This is a genomic window from Citrobacter sp. Ce104 (assembly GCF_030334595.1).
In the GTDB taxonomy this organism is placed as follows: domain Bacteria; phylum Pseudomonadota; class Gammaproteobacteria; order Enterobacterales; family Enterobacteriaceae; genus Citrobacter; species Citrobacter europaeus.
In genome coordinates this window covers 102,944-125,356 of sequence record NZ_JAOWDP010000062.1, presented here as the reverse complement: position 1 = coordinate 125,356, position 22,413 = coordinate 102,944, and the positions used below count along the sequence as shown (strand labels likewise).

22 protein-coding genes are annotated in these 22,413 nt (G+C 53.6%); 18 read left to right on the top strand and 4 right to left on the bottom strand.

The window, feature by feature from the left end:
* The first annotated feature begins 32 nt into the window (after nt 1-32).
* The 5 genes from ftsY (at nt 33) to livJ (ending at nt 5,753) form a co-directional block, all read left to right on the top strand.
* A complete protein-coding gene (ftsY, locus tag OGW16_RS08875) occupies nt 33-1,547 on the top strand; it encodes a signal recognition particle-docking protein FtsY (RefSeq protein WP_286518304.1) in 1,515 nt (504 codons plus the stop codon).
* Nucleotides 1,548-1,549: 2 nt separating this feature from the next.
* The gene (gene ftsE, locus OGW16_RS08870) at nt 1,550-2,218 is read left to right on the top strand and encodes a cell division ATP-binding protein FtsE (RefSeq protein ID WP_003023420.1); all 669 of its coding nucleotides are present in this window, start codon (nt 1,550-1,552) and stop codon (nt 2,216-2,218) included.
* Nucleotides 2,211-3,269: a permease-like cell division protein FtsX gene (ftsX, locus tag OGW16_RS08865; protein WP_016154839.1), complete on the top strand. Its 1,059-nt coding sequence runs from the start codon at nt 2,211-2,213 to the stop codon at nt 3,267-3,269. Before ftsE ends, ftsX begins: the two co-directional genes overlap by 8 nt.
* Before the next feature lie 255 nt (nt 3,270-3,524).
* Nucleotides 3,525-4,379: an RNA polymerase sigma factor RpoH gene (rpoH, locus tag OGW16_RS08860; protein WP_003023425.1), complete on the top strand. Its 855-nt coding sequence runs from the start codon at nt 3,525-3,527 to the stop codon at nt 4,377-4,379.
* Between the two features lie 270 nt (nt 4,380-4,649).
* On the top strand, nt 4,650-5,753 hold the full coding sequence (livJ, locus tag OGW16_RS08855) for a branched chain amino acid ABC transporter substrate-binding protein LivJ (protein ID WP_140389828.1): 1,104 nt from the start codon (nt 4,650-4,652) through the stop codon (nt 5,751-5,753).
* A 104-nt stretch (nt 5,754-5,857) separates the two neighbouring features.
* Here the strand turns inward: livJ and panM are convergent, their stop codons facing one another.
* Nucleotides 5,858-6,241, bottom strand: a complete 384-nt coding sequence (gene panM / locus OGW16_RS08850; protein ID WP_003827573.1) for an aspartate 1-decarboxylase autocleavage activator PanM — start codon at nt 6,239-6,241, stop codon at nt 5,858-5,860.
* A 422-nt stretch (nt 6,242-6,663) separates the two neighbouring features.
* Between panM and livK the strand changes: the two genes are divergently transcribed.
* From livK to ugpQ, 11 genes are all read left to right on the top strand, one after another.
* A complete protein-coding gene (livK, locus tag OGW16_RS08845) occupies nt 6,664-7,773 on the top strand; it encodes a high-affinity branched-chain amino acid ABC transporter substrate-binding protein LivK (protein WP_043018611.1) in 1,110 nt (369 codons plus the stop codon).
* 61 nt (nt 7,774-7,834) lie between these two features.
* On the top strand, nt 7,835-8,761 hold the full coding sequence (livH, locus tag OGW16_RS08840) for a high-affinity branched-chain amino acid ABC transporter permease LivH (RefSeq protein WP_286518301.1): 927 nt from the start codon (nt 7,835-7,837) through the stop codon (nt 8,759-8,761).
* Entirely contained in the window at nt 8,758-10,035 is a 1,278-nt protein-coding gene (gene livM, locus OGW16_RS08835; RefSeq protein WP_043018609.1) for a branched chain amino acid ABC transporter permease LivM, read from the top strand. Before livH ends, livM begins: the two co-directional genes overlap by 4 nt.
* Entirely contained in the window at nt 10,032-10,799 is a 768-nt protein-coding gene (gene livG / locus OGW16_RS08830) for a high-affinity branched-chain amino acid ABC transporter ATP-binding protein LivG (protein ID WP_181230995.1), read from the top strand. The genes livM and livG overlap by 4 nt, the downstream gene beginning before the upstream one ends.
* 17 nt (nt 10,800-10,816) lie before the next feature.
* Nucleotides 10,817-11,530, top strand: a complete 714-nt coding sequence (livF, locus tag OGW16_RS08825; protein ID WP_087050797.1) for a high-affinity branched-chain amino acid ABC transporter ATP-binding protein LivF — start codon at nt 10,817-10,819, stop codon at nt 11,528-11,530.
* Nucleotides 11,531-11,631: 101 nt separating this feature from the next.
* Nucleotides 11,632-11,913 (top strand): hypothetical protein, encoded by a 282-nt coding sequence (locus tag OGW16_RS08820; RefSeq protein WP_080626001.1) that lies wholly within the window; start codon nt 11,632-11,634, stop codon nt 11,911-11,913.
* A 248-nt stretch (nt 11,914-12,161) separates the two neighbouring features.
* Nucleotides 12,162-13,478 (top strand): sn-glycerol-3-phosphate ABC transporter substrate-binding protein UgpB, encoded by a 1,317-nt coding sequence (gene ugpB / locus OGW16_RS08815; protein ID WP_043018605.1) that lies wholly within the window; start codon nt 12,162-12,164, stop codon nt 13,476-13,478.
* A 102-nt stretch (nt 13,479-13,580) separates the two neighbouring features.
* Nucleotides 13,581-14,468: a sn-glycerol-3-phosphate ABC transporter permease UgpA gene (gene ugpA / locus OGW16_RS08810; RefSeq protein ID WP_043018604.1), complete on the top strand. Its 888-nt coding sequence runs from the start codon at nt 13,581-13,583 to the stop codon at nt 14,466-14,468.
* Entirely contained in the window at nt 14,465-15,310 is an 846-nt protein-coding gene (gene ugpE / locus OGW16_RS08805; RefSeq protein WP_003023450.1) for a sn-glycerol-3-phosphate ABC transporter permease UgpE, read from the top strand. Before ugpA ends, ugpE begins: the two co-directional genes overlap by 4 nt.
* A gap of 1 nt (nt 15,311) precedes the next feature.
* Nucleotides 15,312-16,382 (top strand): sn-glycerol-3-phosphate import ATP-binding protein UgpC, encoded by a 1,071-nt coding sequence (locus tag OGW16_RS08800; protein WP_047408101.1) that lies wholly within the window; start codon nt 15,312-15,314, stop codon nt 16,380-16,382.
* On the top strand, nt 16,379-17,122 hold the full coding sequence (ugpQ, locus tag OGW16_RS08795; RefSeq protein ID WP_286518298.1) for a glycerophosphodiester phosphodiesterase: 744 nt from the start codon (nt 16,379-16,381) through the stop codon (nt 17,120-17,122). The genes OGW16_RS08800 and ugpQ overlap by 4 nt, the downstream gene beginning before the upstream one ends.
* On the opposite strand, the gene OGW16_RS08790 is transcribed toward ugpQ, so the two are convergent.
* Nucleotides 17,119-17,559 carry a DUF2756 family protein gene (locus OGW16_RS08790; protein ID WP_043018601.1) on the bottom strand — a complete coding sequence of 147 codons (441 nt, stop codon included), beginning with the start codon at nt 17,557-17,559 and terminating at the stop codon, nt 17,119-17,121. The two genes, ugpQ and OGW16_RS08790, sit on opposite strands and share 4 nt — an antisense overlap.
* Nucleotides 17,560-17,677: 118 nt before the next feature.
* Here OGW16_RS08790 and ggt point away from each other — a divergent pair, with 118 nt between their 5' ends.
* The gene (gene ggt, locus OGW16_RS08785) at nt 17,678-19,423 is read left to right on the top strand and encodes a gamma-glutamyltransferase (protein ID WP_043018600.1); all 1,746 of its coding nucleotides are present in this window, start codon (nt 17,678-17,680) and stop codon (nt 19,421-19,423) included.
* A 47-nt stretch (nt 19,424-19,470) separates the two neighbouring features.
* Here ggt and OGW16_RS08780 read toward each other — a convergent pair whose 3' ends face one another.
* Nucleotides 19,471-20,355 carry a hypothetical protein gene (locus tag OGW16_RS08780; protein WP_043018599.1) on the bottom strand — a complete coding sequence of 295 codons (885 nt, stop codon included), beginning with the start codon at nt 20,353-20,355 and terminating at the stop codon, nt 19,471-19,473.
* Between the two features lie 46 nt (nt 20,356-20,401).
* The gene (gene yhhY / locus OGW16_RS08775; RefSeq protein WP_019078130.1) at nt 20,402-20,890 is read right to left on the bottom strand and encodes an N-acetyltransferase; all 489 of its coding nucleotides are present in this window, start codon (nt 20,888-20,890) and stop codon (nt 20,402-20,404) included.
* 416 nt (nt 20,891-21,306) lie between these two features.
* Here yhhY and OGW16_RS08770 point away from each other — a divergent pair, with 416 nt between their 5' ends.
* Entirely contained in the window at nt 21,307-22,344 is a 1,038-nt protein-coding gene (locus OGW16_RS08770) for an oxidoreductase (protein ID WP_123915597.1), read from the top strand.
* Nucleotides 22,345-22,413 lie beyond the last annotated feature (69 nt).

Sequence of the window (22,413 nt, the reverse complement as noted above, 5' to 3'; positions counted from 1 at the left end):
CATGAAGCAACAGCGGGGGAGTGTAGTCGCAAATGGCGAAAGAGAAAAAACGTGGCTTTTTTTCCTGGCTGGGCTTTGGTCAAAAAGAGCAGGCACCGGAAAACGAGACAGAAGTAAAAAACGAAGAAAAACAACCGGTTGCTGAAGAAACTACCGTCGTTGACGAACCGCCGCGCACCGAGGAAACCCGTAGCGAAGCACAAACGCAAGCCTTTGCAGCTGAAGTCGTTGAAGTGACTGAACAGGTTGCGGAAATCGAAAAACTGCAGCCGGAAGAAGAACCTGTCGCCGAACAACCACAGCCGGAAATTGAGCCGGTTGCTGAACCCGTTGTGGAAACGCCAGCAGCGGTGGTCATCGAACGCGAAGAATTGCCGCTGCCGGAAGAGGTTAAAACCGAAGATGTTTCTACCGAAGAGTGGCAGGCCGAAGCGGAAACCGTGGAAATCGTTGAGGCGGCTGAAGAGGAAGCTGAAAACGAACCGCAACTGACCGACGAAGAGCTGGAAGCACAGGCGCTGGCCGCTGAGGCTGCTGAAGAAGCCGTCATGGTGGTGCCGGTAGAAGAACCAGCCGTTGAAGAACCGGTAAAAGAAGAGGCAGTCCAGGAGCAGGAAAAACCAACTAAAGAAGGTTTCTTTGCGCGCCTGAAACGCAGCCTGCTGAAAACAAAAGAAAACCTCGGTTCCGGATTTATCAGTCTGTTCCGTGGTAAAAAGATCGACGATGATCTGTTTGAAGAGCTGGAAGAGCAGTTGCTCATCGCCGACGTGGGCGTAGAAACGACCCGCAAGATCATTGCGAATCTGACGGAAGGCGCCAGTCGCAAGCAGCTTAAAGACGCGGAAGCGCTGTACGGTCTGCTGAAAGACGAGATGGGCGAGATTCTGGCGAAGGTTGACGAACCGCTGAATGTTGATGGCAAAACACCCTTTGTTATCTTAATGGTTGGCGTCAACGGCGTGGGCAAAACCACCACTATCGGTAAGCTGGCGCGTCAGTTTGAGCAACAGGGTAAATCGGTCATGCTGGCGGCGGGCGATACTTTCCGTGCGGCGGCGGTAGAACAGCTGCAGGTCTGGGGTCAGCGTAACAATATCCCGGTGATTGCTCAGCATACCGGTGCCGATTCTGCGTCCGTTATCTTTGATGCCATCCAGGCGGCGAAGGCGCGTAACGTAGACGTGCTGATCGCTGATACCGCAGGGCGTTTGCAGAATAAATCGCACCTGATGGAAGAATTGAAAAAAATCGTTCGCGTCATGAAGAAGCTGGACGAAGATGCGCCGCATGAAGTTATGCTGACTATCGATGCCAGCACCGGGCAGAATGCGATAAGCCAGGCCAAACTGTTCCATGAAGCGGTGGGCTTAACCGGTATCACCCTGACCAAGCTGGACGGTACGGCGAAGGGCGGGGTCATCTTCTCGGTTGCCGATCAGTTTGGCATCCCTATCCGCTATATCGGTGTGGGCGAACGTATCGAGGATTTACGTCCGTTTAAAGCGGACGATTTTATAGAGGCACTTTTTGCCCGAGAGGATTAACAATGATTCGCTTTGAACATGTCAGCAAGGCCTATCTCGGTGGGAGACAAGCGCTGCAGGGAGTGACCTTCCATATGCAGCCTGGCGAGATGGCGTTTCTGACCGGCCACTCCGGCGCGGGGAAAAGTACCCTGCTGAAGCTGATTTGTGGAATTGAACGGCCCAGCGCCGGGAAAATCTACTTCAGCGGGCATGACATCAGCCGTTTGAAAAACCGTGAAGTGCCGTTTCTGCGTCGTCAGATTGGCATGATTTTTCAGGATCACCACCTGTTGATGGACCGAACCGTGTTTGACAACGTGGCAATCCCGCTGATCATCGCGGGCGCCAGCGGGGACGATATTCGTCGTCGCGTGTCAGCGGCGCTGGATAAAGTCGGGCTACTGGACAAAGCGAAAAACTTCCCGATTCAACTCTCCGGCGGTGAACAACAGCGCGTGGGCATCGCTCGTGCGGTGGTGAACAAACCTGCGGTACTGCTGGCGGATGAACCAACGGGGAACCTGGATGACGCGCTGTCAGAAGGGATCCTTCGCCTGTTCGAAGAGTTTAACCGCGTCGGGGTCACGGTATTAATGGCCACGCACGATATTGGCCTGATCTCCCGTCGCTCCTATCGCCAAATGGTTCTGAGCGATGGACATCTGCATGGAGGCCTGGCGCATGAATAGACGTGACGCTATTAATCAAATCAAGCAGTTCGGTGGCCGACTGGATCGCTTTCGTAAATCGGGCGGTGCGCCGGGAGACGGCGGTCGCAATGCGCCAAAGCGGGCGAAAGCTGCGCCAAAGCCGAACTCGCGTAAAACCAATGTCTTTAACGAGCAGGTACGTTATGCGTTCCAGGGCGCGTTGCAGGACCTGAAAAGCAAGCCGCTGGCGACGTTTCTGACGGTGATGGTTATTGCCATCTCCCTGACGCTGCCAAGCGTGTGCTACATGGTTTATAAGAACGTAGACCATGCGGCAAGCCAGTATTATCCGTCCCCGCAGATCACCGTTTACCTGCAAAAAACGCTGGATGATGATGCGGCGGCGCGGGTGGTGGGTCAGTTGCAGGCCGAGCAGGGCGTGGAGAAAGTGAATTATCTTTCCCGTGACGACGCGCTGGGTGAATTCCGTAACTGGTCTGGTTTTGGCGGCGCGCTGGATATGCTGGAAGAGAACCCGCTGCCGGCCGTGGCGGTGGTTATCCCTAAACTGGACTTCCAGGGGACGGAGTCGCTGAACACGCTGCGTGACCGCATCGCACAAATCAACGGTATTGATGAAGTGCGGATGGATGACAGCTGGTTCGCTCGCCTGGCGGCGCTGACGGGCCTTGTTGGACGCGTTTCCGCGATGATTGGCGTGCTGATGGTGGCGGCGGTCTTCCTCGTCATTGGTAACAGCGTGCGTCTGAGTATTTTTGCGCGTCGCGATACCATTAACGTGCAGAAACTGATTGGCGCGACGGATGGATTTATCCTGCGTCCGTTCCTTTATGGTGGTGCACTGCTCGGTTTTTCCGGCGCATTTCTTTCACTGATTTTGTCAGAAATTTTGGTGATGCGTCTGTCGTCAGCGGTAACTGAAGTGGCGCAGGTTTTTGGAACCAAGTTTGATATCAACGGCTTATCATTCGACGAATGCCTGTTATTGCTGCTGGTGTGCTCGATGATTGGCTGGGTGGCAGCCTGGCTTGCCACGGTTCAACATTTACGCCACTTTACCCCCGATTAAAAAATCTCTGGTATAATCTTTCCCTGCACTGAGTAGTTCGCTCTGCAGGGAAAGAGTCCCTGTTGTCTCTTCCCGGCGTATTCATTGTGATGTCACATTTTGTGCGTAATCTATACACATTACGACATGGAACTTGTGGATAAAATCACTGTCTGATAAAAGATTGAATGATATTCTCGTTGCTCATAAGCTCTGGCATGGTTGTTGCTATTGGTTTTAGCCAATGCGCCAGATGAAAAGATTGAGAGGATTTGAATGACCAAAGAAATGCAAAATTTAGCTTTAGCCCCTGTTGGTAACCTGGAATCTTACATCCGGGCTGCGAACGCGTGGCCGATGTTGTCGGCTGACGAGGAGCGGGCACTGGCTGAAAAGCTGCATTACCAGGGCGATCTGGAAGCAGCTAAAACGCTGATCCTGTCTCACCTGCGCTTTGTTGTTCATGTTGCTCGTAATTATGCGGGCTATGGCCTGCCGCAGGCGGATCTGATTCAGGAAGGTAATATCGGCCTGATGAAAGCCGTGCGTCGTTTCAACCCGGAAGTGGGTGTGCGCCTGGTTTCTTTCGCCGTGCACTGGATCAAAGCTGAGATCCACGAATACGTCCTGCGTAACTGGCGTATCGTTAAAGTCGCGACCACCAAAGCGCAGCGTAAACTGTTCTTTAACCTTCGTAAAACCAAGCAGCGTCTGGGCTGGTTTAACCAGGATGAAGTCGAAATGGTTGCTCGCGAACTGGGTGTTTCCAGCAAAGACGTGCGCGAAATGGAATCCCGTATGGCGGCGCAGGACATGACGTTTGACATGTCTTCAGACGATGAGTCTGACAGCCAGCCGATGGCTCCGGTGCTGTATCTGCAGGATAAATCTTCTAACTTTGCCGACGGCATTGAAGAAGATAACTGGGAAGATCAGGCCGCGAACAAACTGACCCACGCAATGGAAGGCCTGGACGAGCGTAGCCAGGACATCATTCGTGCCCGTTGGCTGGACGAAGACAACAAATCGACGTTACAGGAGCTGGCCGATCGCTACGGCGTTTCCGCTGAACGTGTTCGTCAGCTTGAAAAGAACGCCATGAAAAAACTGCGTGCGGCGATCGAAGCGTAATCTTCCAGCCGACCTGGAAATGCTGATAAACCCTGGATGAAAATCCGGGGTTTTTTGTTTTTATTACTCCCTCTCCCTCCTGACGTTTATGCTTTTTGTCATCAAGTTGTTATCTGCATGTCAAATTTAGCTATTCCAAAATAATAAAAATCGGGTATGTTTTAGCAGAGTATGCTGCTAAAGCACGGGTGGCTATCCAATAATCGAAATAAAGTGCTGAACAACAACATCACAACACACGTAATAACCACAATAATGGGGATTGTCAGGATGAATATGAAGGGTAAAGCGTTATTGGCAGGATGTATCGCCCTGTCTTTGAGCAATATGGCGTTTGCTAAGGATATTAAAGTGGCCGTTGTCGGCGCGATGTCCGGTCCGGTAGCGCAGTATGGCGATCAGGAATTTACTGGCGCAGAGCAGGCGATAGCAGATATCAACGCCAAGGGCGGCGTGAAGGGTGACAAACTGGTCATGGTGAAATATGACGATGCCTGTGACCCGAAACAAGCGGTAGCGGTTGCTAACAAAGTGGTCAACGACGGGATTAAATACGTTATTGGTCACCTGTGCTCTTCTTCCACTCAGCCTGCATCAGACATCTATGAAGACGAAGGTATTCTGATGATCACCCCAGCGGCAACGGCGCCAGAACTGACCGCGCGCGGCTATAACCTGGTGTTGCGTACCACAGGTCTGGATTCCGATCAGGGCCCAACTGCGGCGAAATATATCGTCGATAAAGTGAAACCGAAGCGCATTGCCATCGTTCACGACAAACAGCAGTACGGCGAAGGCCTGGCGCGCTCCGTGCAGGACAACCTCAAGAAAGCCAACGCTGATGTGGTGTTCTTCGACGGTATCACCGCCGGCGAAAAAGATTTCTCTACGCTGGTGGCGCGTCTGAAGAAAGAAAATATTGATTTCGTTTACTACGGTGGTTACCACCCGGAAATGGGGCAGATTCTGCGTCAGGCGCGCGCTGCTGGCCTGAAAACCCAGTTTATGGGACCGGAAGGGGTAGCGAACGTATCGCTGTCTAACATCGCGGGCGAGTCTGCGGAAGGTTTACTGGTGACGAAACCGAAGAACTACGATCAGGTTCCGGCGAACAAACCCATCGTAGATGCTATTAAAGCCAAGAAACAGGATCCGAGCGGCGCATTCGTCTGGACCACCTACGCCGCGCTGCAATCCTTGCAGGCCGGCCTGAACCAGTCTGACGATCCGGCTGAAATTGCCAAATACCTGAAAGCAAACTCAGTGGAAACCGTAATGGGGCCGCTGTCATGGGATGCGAAGGGCGATCTGAAAGGCTTCGAGTTCGGCGTGTTTGACTGGCACGCAAACGGGACGGCGACAGACGCCAAGTAATTGAGTGCCGGGTGGCGGCTTCGCCTTACCCGGCCTACATACTTACCAGGTCTACAACGAGCACTTCGTAGGCCGGATAAGCGTCAGCGCCATCCGGCTTTCTTTTAGCGCTTCTCCCAGCCATTCTCCTGGGCTGTAAACCCTAACGCCTGCATAAACGCGGCCATCACGCTGCGGTCTTCAACGCCGACGTCGGCCATCCACCATGAACTCACGTCAGGGTTTTCCCGGATCACTTCTTCGATCAAATACTGCCCGACGCCGCGACGGCGGGTGATATCGCGCACGCGCAATGAATCCAGCGCGCCTTGTGTGCCGCTCAGGGTTACGCGAACTGCGCCTAACAGACGCTCGTTAAAGCGCGCGGCGTAAATCCGGTGCGTTTCATCTACGCTTAACGATGAGGCGGAATATTCCGGCCAGATTTTACCCAGATCAATCTGGTCCTGGTCGCTAAAGTTATCTAAACGAACGATGGTCAGCTTCATTAACAGCATGTCCAAATCACAAAAGATGGAATCAGTGTACCGAAATAATTCGCCCGGATGCTTTCTCTTTTTTACGTGATTCACCAGGTTAATAGTTTTGTAACAACGGTAATGACAGATTGAAACAGTAGAGATTGAAAAACAGGCAGGATAATCCCCTGGAATGCAGCATTTTATTCCGCTCTTTGTGCCATTATTTTATGCTGACAAACGCGCTTTTTTTTGTTTATCTATAGTGAAAAGCAGAATATTATCTTTTCTTAATCGACTGAAAAATAGAGCTTTTAGCCGTAATTTGCTTAAAAAACTGTGCTAAGCCATTAATGAGACTGGTAAAAATAGCACAGCGCAAAAAAAGCACAGTCTGCTTTTTAACCACATAAATACAAAATATTAATTACGTCACGAATGGGGATTCAGAAATGAAACGGAATGCGAAAACAATCATCGCAGGGGTGATAGCACTGGCAATGTCGCATGCGGTCATGGCGGAAGATATCAAGGTCGCTGTTGTTGGCGCGATGTCAGGTCCGGTCGCGCAGTGGGGTGATATGGAATTTAATGGCGCACGTCAGGCCATAAAAGATATCAATGCCAAAGGTGGAGTCAAAGGCGACAAACTGGTCGCTGTGGAATATGACGACGCTTGCGATCCAAAACAAGCCGTTGCGGTAGCGAACAAAATCGTCAATGACGGCATTCAGTACGTTATTGGTCATCTGTGTTCATCTTCTACGCAGCCTGCATCAGATATCTATGAAGATGAAGGCATTCTGATGATTTCTCCTGGCGCAACCAATCCAGAACTGACCCAGCGCGGTTATGCACACATTATGCGTACAGCGGGCCTGGACTCCTCTCAGGGGCCGACCGCCGCGAAATACATCCTGGAGAAAGTGAAGCCGCAGCGCATCGCCATCATTCACGATAAACAGCAATACGGTGAAGGCCTGGCGCGTTCAGTTCAGGACAGCCTGAAAGCGGGCAAAGGCAACATCGTCTTCTTCGATGGGATCACCGCCGGGGAAAAAGATTTTTCTGCGCTGATCGCCCGCCTGAAAAAAGAAAATATCGACTTTGTTTATTACGGCGGCTACTACCCGGAAATGGGGCAAATGCTGCGCCAGGCGCGTTCTGTCGGGCTGAAAACCCAGTTTATGGGACCAGAGGGCGTCGGCAATGCGTCGCTGTCTAATATCGCCGGTGATGCCGCTGAAGGCATGCTGGTGACCATGCCAAAACGCTATGACCAGGATCCGGCGAATAAAGCTATCGTCGATGCGCTCAAAGCTGACAAGAAAGATCCAACTGGTCCGTACGTGTGGATCACTTATGCAGCAGTCCAGTCATTGGCAACTGCAATGGATCGCAGCGGTAGCAAAGAGCCGTTGGACCTGGTGAAAGATCTGAAAGCACACGGGGCTGATACCGTGATTGGGCCGCTGAAATGGGACGAAAAAGGCGATTTGAAGGGATTTGAGTTTGGTGTCTTCCAGTGGCACGCGGACGGATCATCGACCGTCGCGAAGTAATCGCTGAAGACGAGTTATCCCACCGCCCGTACAAAACGGGCGGGTTAAGAAAGGTTACCTTATGTCCGAGCAGTTCCTCTATTTCTTGCAGCAGATGTTTAACGGCGTCACGCTGGGAAGCACCTACGCGCTGATCGCTATCGGTTATACGATGGTGTACGGCATTATCGGCATGATCAACTTCGCCCACGGCGAGGTGTATATGATCGGCAGCTATGTTTCCTTTATGATCATCGCTGCGCTAATGATGATGGGTATTGATTCCAGTTGGCTACTGGTCGCGGCGGGTTTCGTCGGCGCGATTGTGATTGCCAGCGCCTACGGTTGGAGTATTGAACGCGTGGCGTATCGGCCCGTGCGCAGCTCCAAGCGCCTGATTGCGCTGATTTCCGCCATCGGGATGTCTATCTTCCTGCAAAACTACGTCAGCCTCACCGAAGGTTCGCGTGATGTGGCGCTGCCCAGCCTGTTCAACGGCCAGTGGACTATCGGCAGTAGCGAAAACTTCTCTGCGTCTATCACCACCATGCAGGCGGTTATCTGGATTGTAACCTTCCTGGCGATGCTGGCGCTGACGATTTTCATCCGCTATTCGCGTATGGGTCGCGCCTGTCGTGCCTGCGCGGAAGATCTGAAGATGGCCAGCCTGCTCGGCATTAACACCGATCGCGTGATTGCGCTGACCTTTGTGATTGGCGCGGCAATGGCGGCGGTAGCGGGCGTACTGCTCGGTCAGTTCTACGGGGTAATTAACCCGTACATCGGCTTTATGGCCGGGATGAAGGCCTTTACCGCGGCGGTACTGGGCGGCATCGGCAGCATTCCTGGGGCGATGATCGGCGGCCTGATTTTGGGCGTTGCCGAGGCGCTCTCCTCTGCTTACCTGAGTACCGAATACAAAGACGTGGTGTCGTTCGCGCTGCTGATTCTGGTGCTGCTGGTGATGCCGACCGGTATTCTGGGTCGCCCGGAGGTAGAGAAAGTATGAAACCGATGCATTTTGCAATGGCGCTGCTTTCCGCCGCTATGTTCTTCATTCTGGCGGGCGTCTTTATGGGCGTTCAACTGGAACTTGACGGCACCAAACTGGTGGTGGATACCGCTGCGGATATCCGCTGGCAGTGGGTATTTATCGGCACTGGCGTGGTCTTTCTCTTTCAACTGTTGCGTCCTGCTTTCCAGAAGGGGCTGAAGAGCGTCTCCGGACCGAAGTTTATTCTGCCGGCGATTGATGGCTCCACCGTTAAACAGAAGCTGTTCCTGGTGGCGCTGCTGGTGATTGCCGTGGCGTGGCCGTTTATGGTGTCGCGCGGAACGGTGGATATCGCCACGCTGACGATGATTTATATCATCCTCGGCCTCGGCTTAAACGTGGTAGTGGGGCTTTCCGGCCTGCTGGTGCTGGGCTACGGCGGCTTCTATGCCATCGGCGCTTACACCTTCGCACTGCTGAACCATTATTACGGACTCGGCTTCTGGACCTGTCTGCCGCTGGCAGGGCTGGTTTCCGCTGCTGCGGGCTTCCTGCTCGGCTTCCCGGTACTGCGCCTGCGCGGTGATTATCTGGCGATTGTGACGTTAGGCTTCGGCGAAATCGTCCGTATCCTGCTGCTCAACAACACCGAAGTGACCGGTGGCCCAAATGGTATCAGCCAGATCCCGAAACCCACCTTTTTCGGTCTGGAGTTCAGCCGTACCGCCCGTGAAGGCGGCTGGGATACTTTCAGCAACTTCTTTAATGTGAAGTACGATCCGTCTGACCGCGTCATTTTCCTCTATCTGGTGGCGCTGCTGCTGGTGGTCTTCTCGCTGTTTGTCATCAACCGTCTGCTGCGTATGCCGTTGGGCCGTGCGTGGGAAGCGCTGCGTGAAGATGAAATTGCCTGTCGCTCGCTGGGCTTAAACCCTACGCGCATCAAGCTGACCGCCTTTACCATTAGCGCTGCGTTCGCGGGTTTTGCCGGTACGCTGTTTGCTGCGCGCCAGGGTTTTGTCAGCCCGGAATCGTTCACTTTTGCCGAGTCGGCCTTTGTGCTGGCGATTGTGGTATTGGGCGGAATGGGCTCACAGTTTGCGGTGATCCTCGCGGCTATCCTGCTGGTGGTGTCACGCGAACTGATGCGTGATTTCAACGAATACAGCATGTTAATGCTGGGTGGTTTAATGGTACTGATGATGATCTGGCGTCCGCAGGGCTTGTTGCCGATGACCCGTCCGCAGTTGAAGCTGAAAAACGGGGAAGCGAAAGGAGAGCAGGCATGAGTCAGCCATTATTATCCGTTAACGGCCTGATGATGCGCTTCGGCGGTCTGCTGGCGGTAAACAACGTTGAACTGGAACTGCGTCCGCAGGAAATCGTCTCGTTAATCGGGCCAAACGGCGCGGGGAAAACCACGGTCTTTAACTGTCTGACCGGTTTTTATAAGCCGACCGGCGGCACGATTAAGCTGCGCGACCAGCACCTTGAAGGGCTGCCGGGTCAGCAAATCGCGCGTATGGGCGTGGTGCGTACTTTCCAGCACGTGCGCCTGTTTCGCGAAATGACGGTGATTGAAAACCTGCTGGTGGCGCAACATCAGCAGCTGAAAACCGGTGTCTTCTCCGGTCTGTTGAAAACTCCGTCGTTCCGTAGCGCGCAGAGTGAAGCGTTGGATCGCGCCGCCACCTGGCTTGCGCGTATTGGTTTGCTGGAGCATGCCAACCGGCAGGCCAGTAACCTGGCCTACGGCGATCAGCGCCGTCTGGAGATTGCCCGCTGCATGGTGACCCAGCCGGAAATCCTGATGCTCGACGAACCCGCCGCAGGCCTCAACCCGAAAGAGACCAAAGAGCTGGACGAGCTGATTGCTGAACTGCGTAACCATCACAACACCACCATTTTGTTGATTGAGCACGATATGAAGCTGGTGATGGGGATTTCCGACCGTATTTACGTGGTGAACCAGGGCACGCCGCTGGCGAACGGGACGCCGGAACAGATTCGTAATAACCCGGATGTTATCCGCGCCTATTTAGGAGAAGCATAATGGGGGCGAGGTATAATATGGATAACGTGATGTTATCGTTCGACAAAGTCAGCGCCCACTACGGCAAGATACAGGCGCTGCACGATGTCAGCTTGTATATCAACCAGGGTGAAATCGTTACCCTGATTGGCGCCAACGGCGCGGGAAAAACCACGCTGCTCGGTACGTTATGCGGCGATCCGCGTGCGACCAGCGGGCGAATTGTCTTTGATGGTAAAGACATTACCGACTGGCAGACGGCGAAAATCATGCGCGAAGCGGTCGCGATTGTTCCGGAAGGGCGTCGCGTGTTTTCCCGCATGACGGTCGAAGAGAACCTGGCGATGGGCGGCTTCTTTGCCGAAAAGGACCAGTTTCAGGAACGCATCAAATGGGTGTATGACCTGTTTCCTCGCCTGCATGAGCGTCGAATTCAGCGTGCGGGAACGATGTCCGGCGGTGAACAACAGATGCTGGCGATAGGTCGTGCGCTGATGAGCCAGCCGAGGCTGCTACTGCTTGATGAACCGTCGCTGGGTCTGGCACCGATTATCATCCAGCAGATTTTTAACACCATCGAGCAGTTGCGCGAGCAGGGGATGACCATCTTCCTCGTTGAACAGAACGCTAACCAGGCACTGAAGCTCGCCGATCGCGGCTACGTGCTGGAAAACGGTCATGTGGTGCTGGAAGACACCGGTGATGCGTTACTGGCTAACGAAGCGGTGCGCAGCGCGTATCTGGGCGGTTAACCATTCTCTGAATAGAAAAGGGGCCCGCTGTGGCCCCTTTTTATTGCTCTATGTTATTATTGAGAATAGTTATCAATAATAAAAATGAACATGGAGAAAGGATGATTCGTTCAGGTACCTGCATGATGATTGGTAGTTTGTTTTTGACGCTTTCATTAAATACCCTGGCCTCAGCGCCGCCAGCGTTCGACCCGCGCGACCCATCAATCTGGGAAGAGAAACCGGACAACCCGTTAGCGCAGTCCAACTCGCCCTGCGAAGTCTTCACCAGCTCAGTATGTCCGGGCTGGGAAGATGAGAAATCGGATATCCAGCGCGAACGCGAGCGGCGTGAACAGCAGCGTTTACAGAATGAATATGAACGACGCGGGCGTAAAGATTAATGTTCCTTGCTGGCAGTAACAGATAACATCATCCTGGTCGGGTAAGACATAGCGCTACCCGGCTTTGTTGTGCACCACCCCGCATTTTCCTGTCACTACGCTTTCACCGCCTTGCCATCTGTTTGTCGCCTTACTATCTTTTTTTTGTAATAAAAAAGTTATTTTTCTGTCATTCGAGCATGTCATGTTACCCCCGCGAGCATAAAACGCGTGATATCGCGCATCCGGCACAACAAGAGAGATAACCGATGATATCGTTACGACATACAGCTTTAGGACTGGCACTTAGCCTGGCATTTGCAGGTCAGGCACTGGCGGTCACCACTATCCCGTTCTGGCACTCAATGGAAGGCGAACTGGGTAAAGAAGTTGACTCACTGGCGCAACGTTTTAATGCCGCCAATCCCGACTACAAAATTGTTCCGCAGTACAAAGGCAACTACGAGCAAAGCCTGAGCGCAGGTATTGCCGCCTTCCGTACCGGAAACGCGCCTGCGCTGTTGCAGGTTTATGAAGTGGGTACGGCAACAATGATGGCCTCGAAAGCCATTAAACCGGTCTATGAAGTCTTCAAAGAGGCCGGCATTAACTTCGATGAGTCTCAGTTCGTACCGACCGTTTCCGGTTACTACACCGACTCTAAAAGTGGGCACTTGCTCTCCCAGCCGTTTAACAGCTCCACTCCGGTGCTGTACTACAACAAAGATGCCTTCAAAAAAGCCGGTTTAGACCCGGAGCAGCCGCCGAAAACCTGGCAGGATCTGGCGGAATACACCGCGAAGCTGAAAGCCGCAGGAATGAAGTGCGGTTACGCCAGCGGGTGGCAGGGATGGATTCAGATTGAAAACTTCAGCGCCTGGAACGGTCTGCCGGTAGCAACCAAAAACAACGGTTTTGACGGTACTGACGCGGTGCTGGAATTCAATAAACCGGAGCAGGTAAAACATATTGCCCTGCTGGAAGAGCTGAACAAAAAAGGGGATTTCAGCTACTTTGGGCGTAAAGATGAGTCCACCGAGAAGTTCTATAACGGGGATTGTGCCATTACCACCGCCTCTTCTGGTTCTCTGGCTGACATCCGTCACTACGCTAAATTCAACTATGGCGTCGGAATGATGCCGTACGATGCCGACGTGAAGGGCGCACCGCAGAATGCGATTATCGGTGGGGCCAGCCTGTGGGTTATGCAGGGTAAAGACAAAGCAACTTACGAAGGCGTGGCGCAGTTCCTCAACTTCCTGGCGAAGCCTGAAATTGCTGCCGAATGGCACCAGAAGACCGGCTATCTGCCCATCACCACTGCTGCCTACGACCTGACCCGCGAGCAGGGCTTCTATGATAAGAACCCAGGGGCTGATATCGCCACTCGCCAGATGCTGAACAAGCCGCCGTTGCCGTTCACCAAAGGGCTGCGTCTGGGCAACATGCCGCAGATCCGCACTATCGTGGATGAAGAGCTGGAAAGCGTCTGGACCGGGAAGAAAACCCCGCAGCAGGCGTTGGATACCGCCGTTGAACGTGGCAATCAGTTACTGCGTCGTTTTGAGCAATCGACCAAGTCTTAAGTGTATAAGTGCCTGATGGCGCTGCGCTTATCAGGCCTACAGCGTTTGTAGGCCGGATAAGGTGCCTGCACCGCCATCCGGCACCTTCCAGGAAAAGTCTACATGTCTTCATCCCGTCCGGTATTCCGCTCGCGTTGGCTTCCCTATTTGCTGGTGGCTCCGCAGCTGGTTATCACCGTTATTTTCTTTATCTGGCCCGCCGGTGAAGCGCTGTGGTATTCGTTGCAATCCGTTGATCCGTTTGGTCTTTCCAGCCAGTTTGTCGGACTGGAGAACTTTGTCGCGCTGTTTCATGACCCGTACTACCTTGATTCGTTCTGGACCACCATTAAGTTCAGTACGTTCGTCACGGTAAGCGGTCTGCTGGTGTCGTTGTTTTTTGCGGCGCTGGTGAATTACGTGGTGCGTGGCAGTCGTTTTTACCAGACGCTGATGCTGTTGCCTTATGCCGTCGCGCCCGCCGTCGCCGCCGTATTGTGGATCTTCCTGTTTAACCCAGGACGCGGACTGATTACCCATTTTCTCGGTGAGTTTGGCTATGACTGGAACCATGCGCAAAACAGCGGTCAGGCGATGTTCCTGGTGGTGTTTGCGTCGGTCTGGAAGCAGATTAGTTACAACTTCCTGTTCTTCTTTGCCGCACTGCAGTCTATTCCGCGGTCGCTGATTGAGGCCGCCGCGATTGATGGCGCAGGGCCGGTTCGCCGCTTCTTTAAGCTGGCGTTGCCGCTGATAGCCCCGGTCAGCTTCTTTCTGCTGGTGGTGAATCTGGTTTATGCCTTCTTTGATACTTTCCCGGTGATCGATGCCGCCACGGCGGGTGGCCCGGTACAGGCGACCACTACGTTGATTTATAAGATCTATCGCGAAGGGTTTGTTGGGCTGGATCTCTCCGCTTCGGCCGCGCAATCGGTGGTGCTGATGTTCCTGGTCATTATTTTGACGGTGGTGCAGTTCCGCTATGTGGAAAGTAAGGTGCGTTACCAATGATTGAGAACCGTCGTGGGCTAACAATATTCAGCCATGCCATGTTGATTATGGGGATCATGGTGATCCTGTTTCCGCTGTACGTTGCGTTTGTCGCGGCGACGCTGGACAACAAAGCGGTGTTTGAAACGCCGATGACGCTGGTGCCCGGCACACAGCTACTGGAAAACATGAAATACATCTGGGTCAACGGCGTGGGCGTCAATAGCGCGCCGTTCTGGCTGATGATGCTCAACAGTTTCATTATGGCGTTCAGTATTACGGTAGGCAAAATCACCGTTTCTATGCTCTCCGCATTCGCCATCGTCTGGTTCCGTTTTCCGCTGCGCAACCTGTTCTTCTGGATGATTTTTATCACCCTGATGCTGCCGGTTGAGGTGCGTATTTTCCCGACGGTGGAGGTTATTGCCAACCTGAAAATGCTCGACAGCTATGCGGGTCTGACGCTGCCGTTGATGGCATCGGCTACTGCGACCTTCTTGTTTCGGCAGTTCTTTATGACCCTGCCGGATGAACTGGTTGAGGCGGCGCGTATTGACGGTGCGTCACCGATGCGTTTTTTCCGCGATATCGTACTACCGCTGTCAAAAACCAACCTGGCGGCGCTGTTCGTTATCACCTTTATCTACGGCTGGAACCAGTATCTGTGGCCGTTGTTAATTATTACCGACGTCAATTTGGGCACTGCGGTGGCGGGTATCAAAGGCATGATTGCCACCGGTGAAGGTACCACCCAATGGAATCAGGTAATGGCAGCCATGCTGCTAACGCTTATCCCTCCGGTAATCATCGTGTTAGCCATGCAGCGCGCGTTTGTACGTGGTTTAGTGGACAGTGAGAAATAAAATGGCAGGACTCAAACTACAGGCAGTAACCAAAAGCTGGGACGGCAAAACCCAGGTGATTAAACCGCTGACGCTGGACGTCGCGGACGGGGAATTTATCGTCATGGTCGGGCCATCTGGCTGCGGCAAATCTACGCTACTGCGGATGGTGGCCGGGCTTGAGCGGGTGAGCGGCGGCGATATCTGGATTGATAATAAGCGCGTTACCGAGATGGAGCCGAAGGATCGCGGCATTGCGATGGTCTTTCAGAACTACGCGCTCTACCCGCATATGAGCGTGGAAGAAAACATGGCCTGGGGGCTGAAAATCCGCGGGATGGGTAAGGAGCATATTGCCGAACGGGTGAAAGAGGCGGCGCGTATTCTTGAGCTGGGTGAACTGCTCAAGCGTCGTCCGCGCGAGCTTTCCGGCGGACAGCGCCAGCGCGTGGCGATGGGGCGGGCGATTGTCCGCGACCCGGCGGTATTCCTGTTTGATGAACCGCTTTCCAATCTCGATGCCAAGCTGCGCGTACAGATGCGTCTCGAGTTACAACATCTGCATCGCCGCCTGAAAACCACTTCGCTGTACGTGACGCACGATCAGGTTGAAGCGATGACGCTCGCCCAGCGGGTGATGGTGATGAACAAAGGCATTGCCGAGCAGGTAGGTACGCCGGTTGAGGTGTATGAAAAGCCAGCCAGCCGCTTTGTGGCGAGTTTTATCGGCAGCCCGGCGATGAACCTGCTGGACGGGCGCATCAGCGCCGCGGGTACCCATTTTGAGCTTGACGACGGTATGACGTTGCCGGTCGGCAGAAGCGCCAGAGTGTCTGGTGGGCGTAATATGACGCTGGGTATCCGCCCGGAGCATATTGCGCTAAGCTCGCAGGCCGAAGGCGGCGTGCCACTGGTCGTCGACACGCTGGAAATGCTGGGAGCGGATAACCTGGCACATGGACGTTGGGGTGAGCAAAAGCTGGTGGTGCGACTGGCGCATCAGCATCGCCCGACGGCAGGCAGCACGCTGTGGCTGCATCTGCCAGAAAATCATCTGCATCTTTTTGATGGCGAAACAGGACAACGCGTATGAGTTACTGGCCTTACCCCCATATTGTCGCCCATCGTGGCGGCGGTAAGCTGGCACCGGAAAACACCCTGGCGGCGATCGACGTGGGGGCGCGATACGGGCATACCATGATCGAGTTTGACGCTAAATTGTCGAAAGACGGTGAGATCTTCTTGCTGCATGACGACAACCTGGAGCGAACCAGTAACGGCTGGGGCGTGGCAGGCGAGCTGAACTGGCAAGATTTATTGCGCGTGGACGCCGGCGGCTGGTTTAGCGGTGAGTTTAAAGGTGAACCGCTGCCGCTGCTCTCGCAAGTGGCCGAGCGCTGCCGTCAGCACGGTATGATGGCGAATATTGAAATTAAACCCACAACCGGCACCGGAACCTTAACCGGCAAAGTCGTTGCGCTGGCCGCGCGGGAACTGTGGGCGGAAATGACGCCACCACTGTTGTCATCCTTTGAAATTGATGCGCTTGAAGCGGCGCAGCAGGCGGCGCCTGAACTGCCGAGAGGTTTGCTGCTGGATGAATTGCGCGAAGACTGGCGTGAGCTGACAACGCGGCTTGGCTGCGTCTCTATTCATCTTAATCACAAGCTGCTGGATGAAGCTCGCGTGGATGCGCTACGCGACGCGGGGCTACGGATACTGGTGTATACCGTCAACCGACCCCAGCGCGCGGCGGAACTGCTACGCTGGGGAGTGGACTGTATCTGTACCGATGCTATTGATACGATTGGTCCGGATTTCCAGCCCTGTTAAGGTCCAATCGTTTTTAACGGAACGTTAGGCTGCGGCGTGCTGGAGGGCTTCAGCATGTCGCCGTTCTTTTTCTCTGACAGCATATGTTGCTTATTCAGCGAGCTGTCCGGGTTACGGGTTCCACTCAACATCCCACCGTTGCTGTTGGAAAGCATCTGCTGCTGACCGGAATTCAGCTCGCCAGGCTGAGACTGAAGGACTCGCTGGGAGTTGGTGTTGATTTGGTTTTCCATATGCTGTTGCTGCATACGCGTCTGCGTTTGCAACTGCTGGTTGAGCATCCCTTTCTGTTGAATCTGCTGCGATTGCATTTGCGTCTGCATACGCTGCTGACTCGGGATCTGATAACCCGGTTGATTCGGGTTATTCATGGTGTTGATAGGCTGTGCAAAGCCTGCAAACGGCAACAGCATGGCTAAAAGTAAGAGTCGTTTCATCGCTTTTCTCCTCTCGGGGATCGTTTAAGTTTACTCCTTTCTCGCCGTTACGATGATTATTTCAGAGTTATGCACCAGGCTTATTGGGGGCCGACCCCCATACATCTGGAGAATAACGATGATAAAACCGACGTTTTTACGCCGGGTAGCCATTGCTGCTCTGCTCTCAGGAAGTTGTTTTAGCGTTGCTGCCGCGCCGGCTGCGCCACCGCCGGTATCCTACGGTGTTGAGGAAGATGTGTTCCATCCTGTGCGCGCGCAACAGGGGATGGTGGCCTCCGTGGATGCGCTGGCTACCCAGGTTGGGGTGGATATTCTCAAACAGGGGGGGAATGCCGTCGATGCCGCCGTGGCCGTTGGCTACGCGCTGGCGGTAACGCATCCTCAGGCGGGCAATCTGGGCGGTGGTGGTTTTATGCTGCTGCGTACTAAAGACGGTAACACCACCGCGATCGATTTTCGTGAAATGGCGCCTGCTGGCGCGACCCGTGACATGTTCCTCGATGAGCAGGGCAACGCCGATGCGAAAAAGTCGCTGACGTCGCATCTGGCATCCGGTACGCCGGGTACCGTGGCGGGTTTCTCGCTGGCGCTGGAGAAATACGGCACGATGCCGCTGAACAAAGTGGTGCGCCCGGCAATGAAGCTGGCGGAAGAAGGCTTTGTGGTTAACGATGCGCTGGCCGACGATCTGAAAACCTATGGCAGCGAAGTGCTCCCTAATCACGAGAACAGCAAAGCCATTTTCTGGAAAGACGGCGAGCCGCTGAAAAAGGGCGACAAGCTGGTGCAAAAGAATCTGGCGAAAAGCCTCGAGATGATTGCCGAGAACGGTCCGGACGCGTTTTATAAAGGGGCGATTGCCGATCAGATTGCCGGGGAAATGCAGAAGAACGGCGGGCTGATGACCAAAGAGGATTTAGCCAGCTATAAAGCCGTGGAGCGTACGCCGATTAGCGGTGACTATCGCGGGTATCAGGTCTTCTCCATGCCGCCGCCGTCCTCTGGCGGTATTCACATCGTGCAGATCCTCAATATTCTCGAAAACTTCGACATGAAGAAGTACGGGTTTGGCAGCGCCGACGCCATGCAGGTCATGGCTGAAGCGGAGAAATATGCTTACGCCGACCGTTCAGAGTATCTGGGCGACCCGGATTTTGTGAAAGTGCCGTGGCAGGCACTGACCAACAAAGCCTATGCTAAAACGCTTGCGGATCAAATTGATATCAACAAGGCTAAGCCTTCCAGCCAGATCAAACCAGGCAAGCTCGCCCCGTATGAAAGCAACCAGACCACCCACTTCTCGGTGGTGGATAAAGACGGCAATGCCGTGGCGGTGACCTATACCCTGAATACCACCTTCGGGACCGGCATCGTGGCGGGTAACACCGGTATCCTGCTCAATAATGAAATGGATGATTTCTCCGCTAAGCCGGGCGTGCCAAACGTTTATGGACTGGTGGGCGGCGATGCTAACGCGGTTGGGCCGAAAAAGCGCCCGCTGTCGTCGATGTCACCGACTATCGTGGTAAAAGACGGGAAAACCTGGCTGGTTACCGGCAGCCCTGGCGGGAGTCGAATTATCACAACCGTGCTGCAAATGGTAGTCAACAGCATTGATTTCGGGATGAACGTCGCCGAAGCGACCAACGCGCCGCGCTTCCATCATCAGTGGTTACCGGATGAACTGCGCATCGAGAAGGGCTTCAGCCCGGATACAATCAAGTTGCTGGAGCAAAAAGGACAGAAAGTCGCGCTGAAAGAGGCGATGGGCAGCACGCAGAGCATTATGGTTGGACCGGATGGCGCACTGTATGGCGCGTCTGACCCGCGTTCCGTGGATGATTTAACGGCGGGATACTAAGAATAATGGCCTACAGCGTTCTAAGTGGTGTAGGCCTGACTGGTTGGTTATGGCGCATATCCCTGCAGTGACTCAGACCAGCGGAATATTTGGCTGCTTTTATCCTGCAGGTTAACGCGTTCTAAATCATAAAATCCGTGCGTCTTTGCCGAGCGCATTTTGAGAATGTACTTGCTTTCGCTGATGTCGTGCTGCCTTGTGCCGTCTTTATTCCAGTCTCCGGCGATGTCCGTATATTGATAAACAAGGTCGGAATACACGTTGATTATCCTGTTGTCTTTGATCGTATAGAGCTCCAGCACTTCGTAAAATGCGCCGCCGCCGGAATACGCATCAGAGTATCCACCACGCACCCCGAACGCCAGGGTATCGGGGGCGATCCGGTACGGTGCCAGATCCAGTTTTGTATAATAAGCTAGCGGTCTGACGGACTCATCATCGCTCTCTTTTTCGGCGGCTTTATTCCACTCCGAGAGTTGGTTTAACGGTTTTTCCGAACGTGCAATCGGCGTTAGCCGTTGGTTCTGCCAGGAAAAAACGCCGAGATATAATTTATTAGCGCGCCCGTTGCTGTAGTTTTCAGGACAGGTGTTATCCGCGTATTTCTTTGCCTGCCCGGCATCCGCCTGATTGTCAGCGAAACAAGCGACGCCAATATATTTGCCGTCTTTGCCCCAGGCTTTGGCACCCGTGAGGATCAGGTTGTCAGGATCCTCATTCGGCGCAACCCAGGCAATCCACTGGTCCTCGGATAATCCCTGCGGAAGCTCGCCAAATCCTTTCGCGGGTGTTGCTCCCGCCATTTGCTCAGCGAAAATCTGTTTGCCTTCCGGGTGTTGAATGGCGCTGGGTACGGAATCGAGATTTTGTACGGTAGTGGCAAAAGCAGGGGAGAGCGTTGCCAGCAACACCAGGGGAAGGTACTTTTTCACTATTGCGTCCTTTCAATAAGCAGGGCGATACGACTCGCCCTTAAATTTATTTCACGCGTGCCATAAAGTAGGCATCAACATACTCACCGTTGCGCAGGCCGTATTTCTTGCCGGTGCCTTCGATTTCAAAGCCGTATTTCTTATACACCGCCACGGCAGGCTCATTATCAACAAATACCGTTAGCTCAATACGCTCGACGCGCAGCCAGTTGTCGCACATGTCGATCATCGTGCGGATCAGCGCGCTGGCAACGCCGCGATTGTGCCACCGGGCATCCACGCAGATACCAAAATCGGCCACGTGGCTGCGGCGTGGGCGCTGCGCAACCTCAATACAGAGATGCCCCACGACGATATCGTCAATGCAGGCAACCAGTTGTTTAACCCCGGCTTGCTCGGTTAGCCGCGCCTGCCACATCTCGAGGGAAGGATGAGGAACCTGTAGCGTGTTGTGGTACACCTCCGGCTGAGCGTGGATCTGACGAATTGCGTCGTAATCTTTTGGTTCAGCGTGGCGTATCACTATTTCACTCATTCCTTATCTCCTGCAGGGTTAATTGTGTATTTACACTCGCTGAGAAAGAAAATCCCGTCAACTGCATTTTTTTGCAAAAAGAAGTAGACAAGTGCGAATGAGAATGATTATTATTGCTCTGCGTTCAGGGGAACCCCTACGGAGAACCTGAAAGCACGACATTGCTCACATTGCTTCCAGTATTACTTTAGCCAGCCTTGCGCTGGCTTTTTTTTTGGTTTTGTTTCTGCCTGGCTTACTTGTCATTTTGTCCCCGGGATGATGCCGGATGGCGCTTGCGCTTATCCGGCCTACAGCTGAGACCTGGGTTTTGTAGGCCGGATAAGGCTCCGCCGCCATCCGGCAAAGAATCCAACATTCAGTCTCCAGCCGCTTTGCGCTATGGTGTAGACAATCACTTTCAAAAGGATCGTCTCATGACCTTACACTGCGCATTTATTGGTTTTGGTAAAAGCACCACTCGCTACCATTTGCCGTACGTCCTCAATCGCAAAAATAGCTGGCACGTTGCGCACATTTTCCGCCGCAACGCCAAGCCGGAAGAGCAGGCGCCGCAGTATTCCCATATTCACTTCACCAGTGACCTCGACGAGATCTTAAACGATCCGCAGGTGAAGCTGGTGATCGTCTGTACCCATGCTGACAGCCATTTTGAATACGCCAAACGCGCGCTGGAAGCGGGTAAAAATGTGCTGGTTGAGAAACCCTTCACCCCGACGCTTGCGCAAGCAAAAGAGTTGTTTGAGCTAGCGCAAAGCAAAGGACTGACCGTTACGCCGTATCAGAATCGTCGTTTTGACTCCTGTTTCCTCACCGCTAAAAAAGCGATTGAGAGCGGCAAGCTCGGCAAGATTGTTGAAGTTGAAAGCCATTTCGATTACTACCGTCCCGAAGCAGAAACCAAGCCGGGGCTGCCGCAGGACGGCGCGTTTTATGGTCTGGGCGTACACACCATGGATCAGATTATCTCGCTGTTCGGACGCCCCGATCATGTGGCCTATGACATCCGCAGCCTACGCAACAAAGCGAACCCGGACGATACCTTTGAAGCGCAGCTGTTTTACGGCGACCTGAAAGCCATTGTTAAAACCAGTCATCTGGTGAAAATCGACTATCCGAAGTTTATCGTCCATGGCACCAAAGGCTCGTTTGTGAAGTACGGCATCGACCAGCAGGAAACCAGCCTGAAGGCTAATATCATGCCAGGTGAGCCAGGTTTCGCTACCGATGATTCCATTGGAATGCTGGAATATGTCAACGATGACGGCATCACGGTGAAAGAAGAGGTGAAGCCGGAAGTGGGAGACTACGGTCGCGTCTATGATGCGCTGTACCAGACGCTGACGGCCGGTACGCCTAATTACGTCAAGGAATCTGAAGTTCTTACCAACCTGGAAATCCTCGAACGCGCCTTTGAACAGGCAACGCCTGCCACGATAACCCTCGCCAAATAGCCTGCACAGACTCCTCTGGGCTTGTTCATATTTTTTGAACAGAGGAGTCAATTTTCACCCTCTATGATC

What these genes read in the sequence shown, in the direction of transcription:
- ftsX (WP_016154839.1), top strand. Translation starts at nt 2,211, where the DNA reads ATGAATAGACGTGACGCTATTAATCAAATCAAGCAGTTCGGTGGCCGA.
- ugpQ (WP_286518298.1), top strand. Translation starts at nt 16,379, where the DNA reads ATGAGTTACTGGCCTTACCCCCATATTGTCGCCCATCGTGGCGGCGGT.
- panM (WP_003827573.1), bottom strand. Translation starts at nt 6,241, where the DNA reads ATGAAGCTGACCATCGTTCGTTTAGATAACTTTAGCGACCAGGACCAG.
- rpoH (WP_003023425.1), top strand. Translation starts at nt 3,525, where the DNA reads ATGACCAAAGAAATGCAAAATTTAGCTTTAGCCCCTGTTGGTAACCTG.
- ggt (WP_043018600.1), top strand. Translation starts at nt 17,678, where the DNA reads ATGATAAAACCGACGTTTTTACGCCGGGTAGCCATTGCTGCTCTGCTC.
- livM (WP_043018609.1), top strand. Translation starts at nt 8,758, where the DNA reads ATGAAACCGATGCATTTTGCAATGGCGCTGCTTTCCGCCGCTATGTTC.
- ugpA (WP_043018604.1), top strand. Translation starts at nt 13,581, where the DNA reads ATGTCTTCATCCCGTCCGGTATTCCGCTCGCGTTGGCTTCCCTATTTG.
- OGW16_RS08800 (WP_047408101.1), top strand. Translation starts at nt 15,312, where the DNA reads ATGGCAGGACTCAAACTACAGGCAGTAACCAAAAGCTGGGACGGCAAA.
- livJ (WP_140389828.1), top strand. Translation starts at nt 4,650, where the DNA reads ATGAATATGAAGGGTAAAGCGTTATTGGCAGGATGTATCGCCCTGTCT.
- livK (WP_043018611.1), top strand. Translation starts at nt 6,664, where the DNA reads ATGAAACGGAATGCGAAAACAATCATCGCAGGGGTGATAGCACTGGCA.
- ugpB (WP_043018605.1), top strand. Translation starts at nt 12,162, where the DNA reads ATGATATCGTTACGACATACAGCTTTAGGACTGGCACTTAGCCTGGCA.
- ftsY (WP_286518304.1), top strand. Translation starts at nt 33, where the DNA reads ATGGCGAAAGAGAAAAAACGTGGCTTTTTTTCCTGGCTGGGCTTTGGT.
- livG (WP_181230995.1), top strand. Translation starts at nt 10,032, where the DNA reads ATGAGTCAGCCATTATTATCCGTTAACGGCCTGATGATGCGCTTCGGC.
- OGW16_RS08820 (WP_080626001.1), top strand. Translation starts at nt 11,632, where the DNA reads ATGATTCGTTCAGGTACCTGCATGATGATTGGTAGTTTGTTTTTGACG.
- ugpE (WP_003023450.1), top strand. Translation starts at nt 14,465, where the DNA reads ATGATTGAGAACCGTCGTGGGCTAACAATATTCAGCCATGCCATGTTG.
- yhhY (WP_019078130.1), bottom strand. Translation starts at nt 20,890, where the DNA reads ATGAGTGAAATAGTGATACGCCACGCTGAACCAAAAGATTACGACGCA.
- ftsE (WP_003023420.1), top strand. Translation starts at nt 1,550, where the DNA reads ATGATTCGCTTTGAACATGTCAGCAAGGCCTATCTCGGTGGGAGACAA.
- livH (WP_286518301.1), top strand. Translation starts at nt 7,835, where the DNA reads ATGTCCGAGCAGTTCCTCTATTTCTTGCAGCAGATGTTTAACGGCGTC.
- livF (WP_087050797.1), top strand. Translation starts at nt 10,817, where the DNA reads ATGGATAACGTGATGTTATCGTTCGACAAAGTCAGCGCCCACTACGGC.
- OGW16_RS08790 (WP_043018601.1), bottom strand. Translation starts at nt 17,559, where the DNA reads ATGAAACGACTCTTACTTTTAGCCATGCTGTTGCCGTTTGCAGGCTTT.
- OGW16_RS08770 (WP_123915597.1), top strand. Translation starts at nt 21,307, where the DNA reads ATGACCTTACACTGCGCATTTATTGGTTTTGGTAAAAGCACCACTCGC.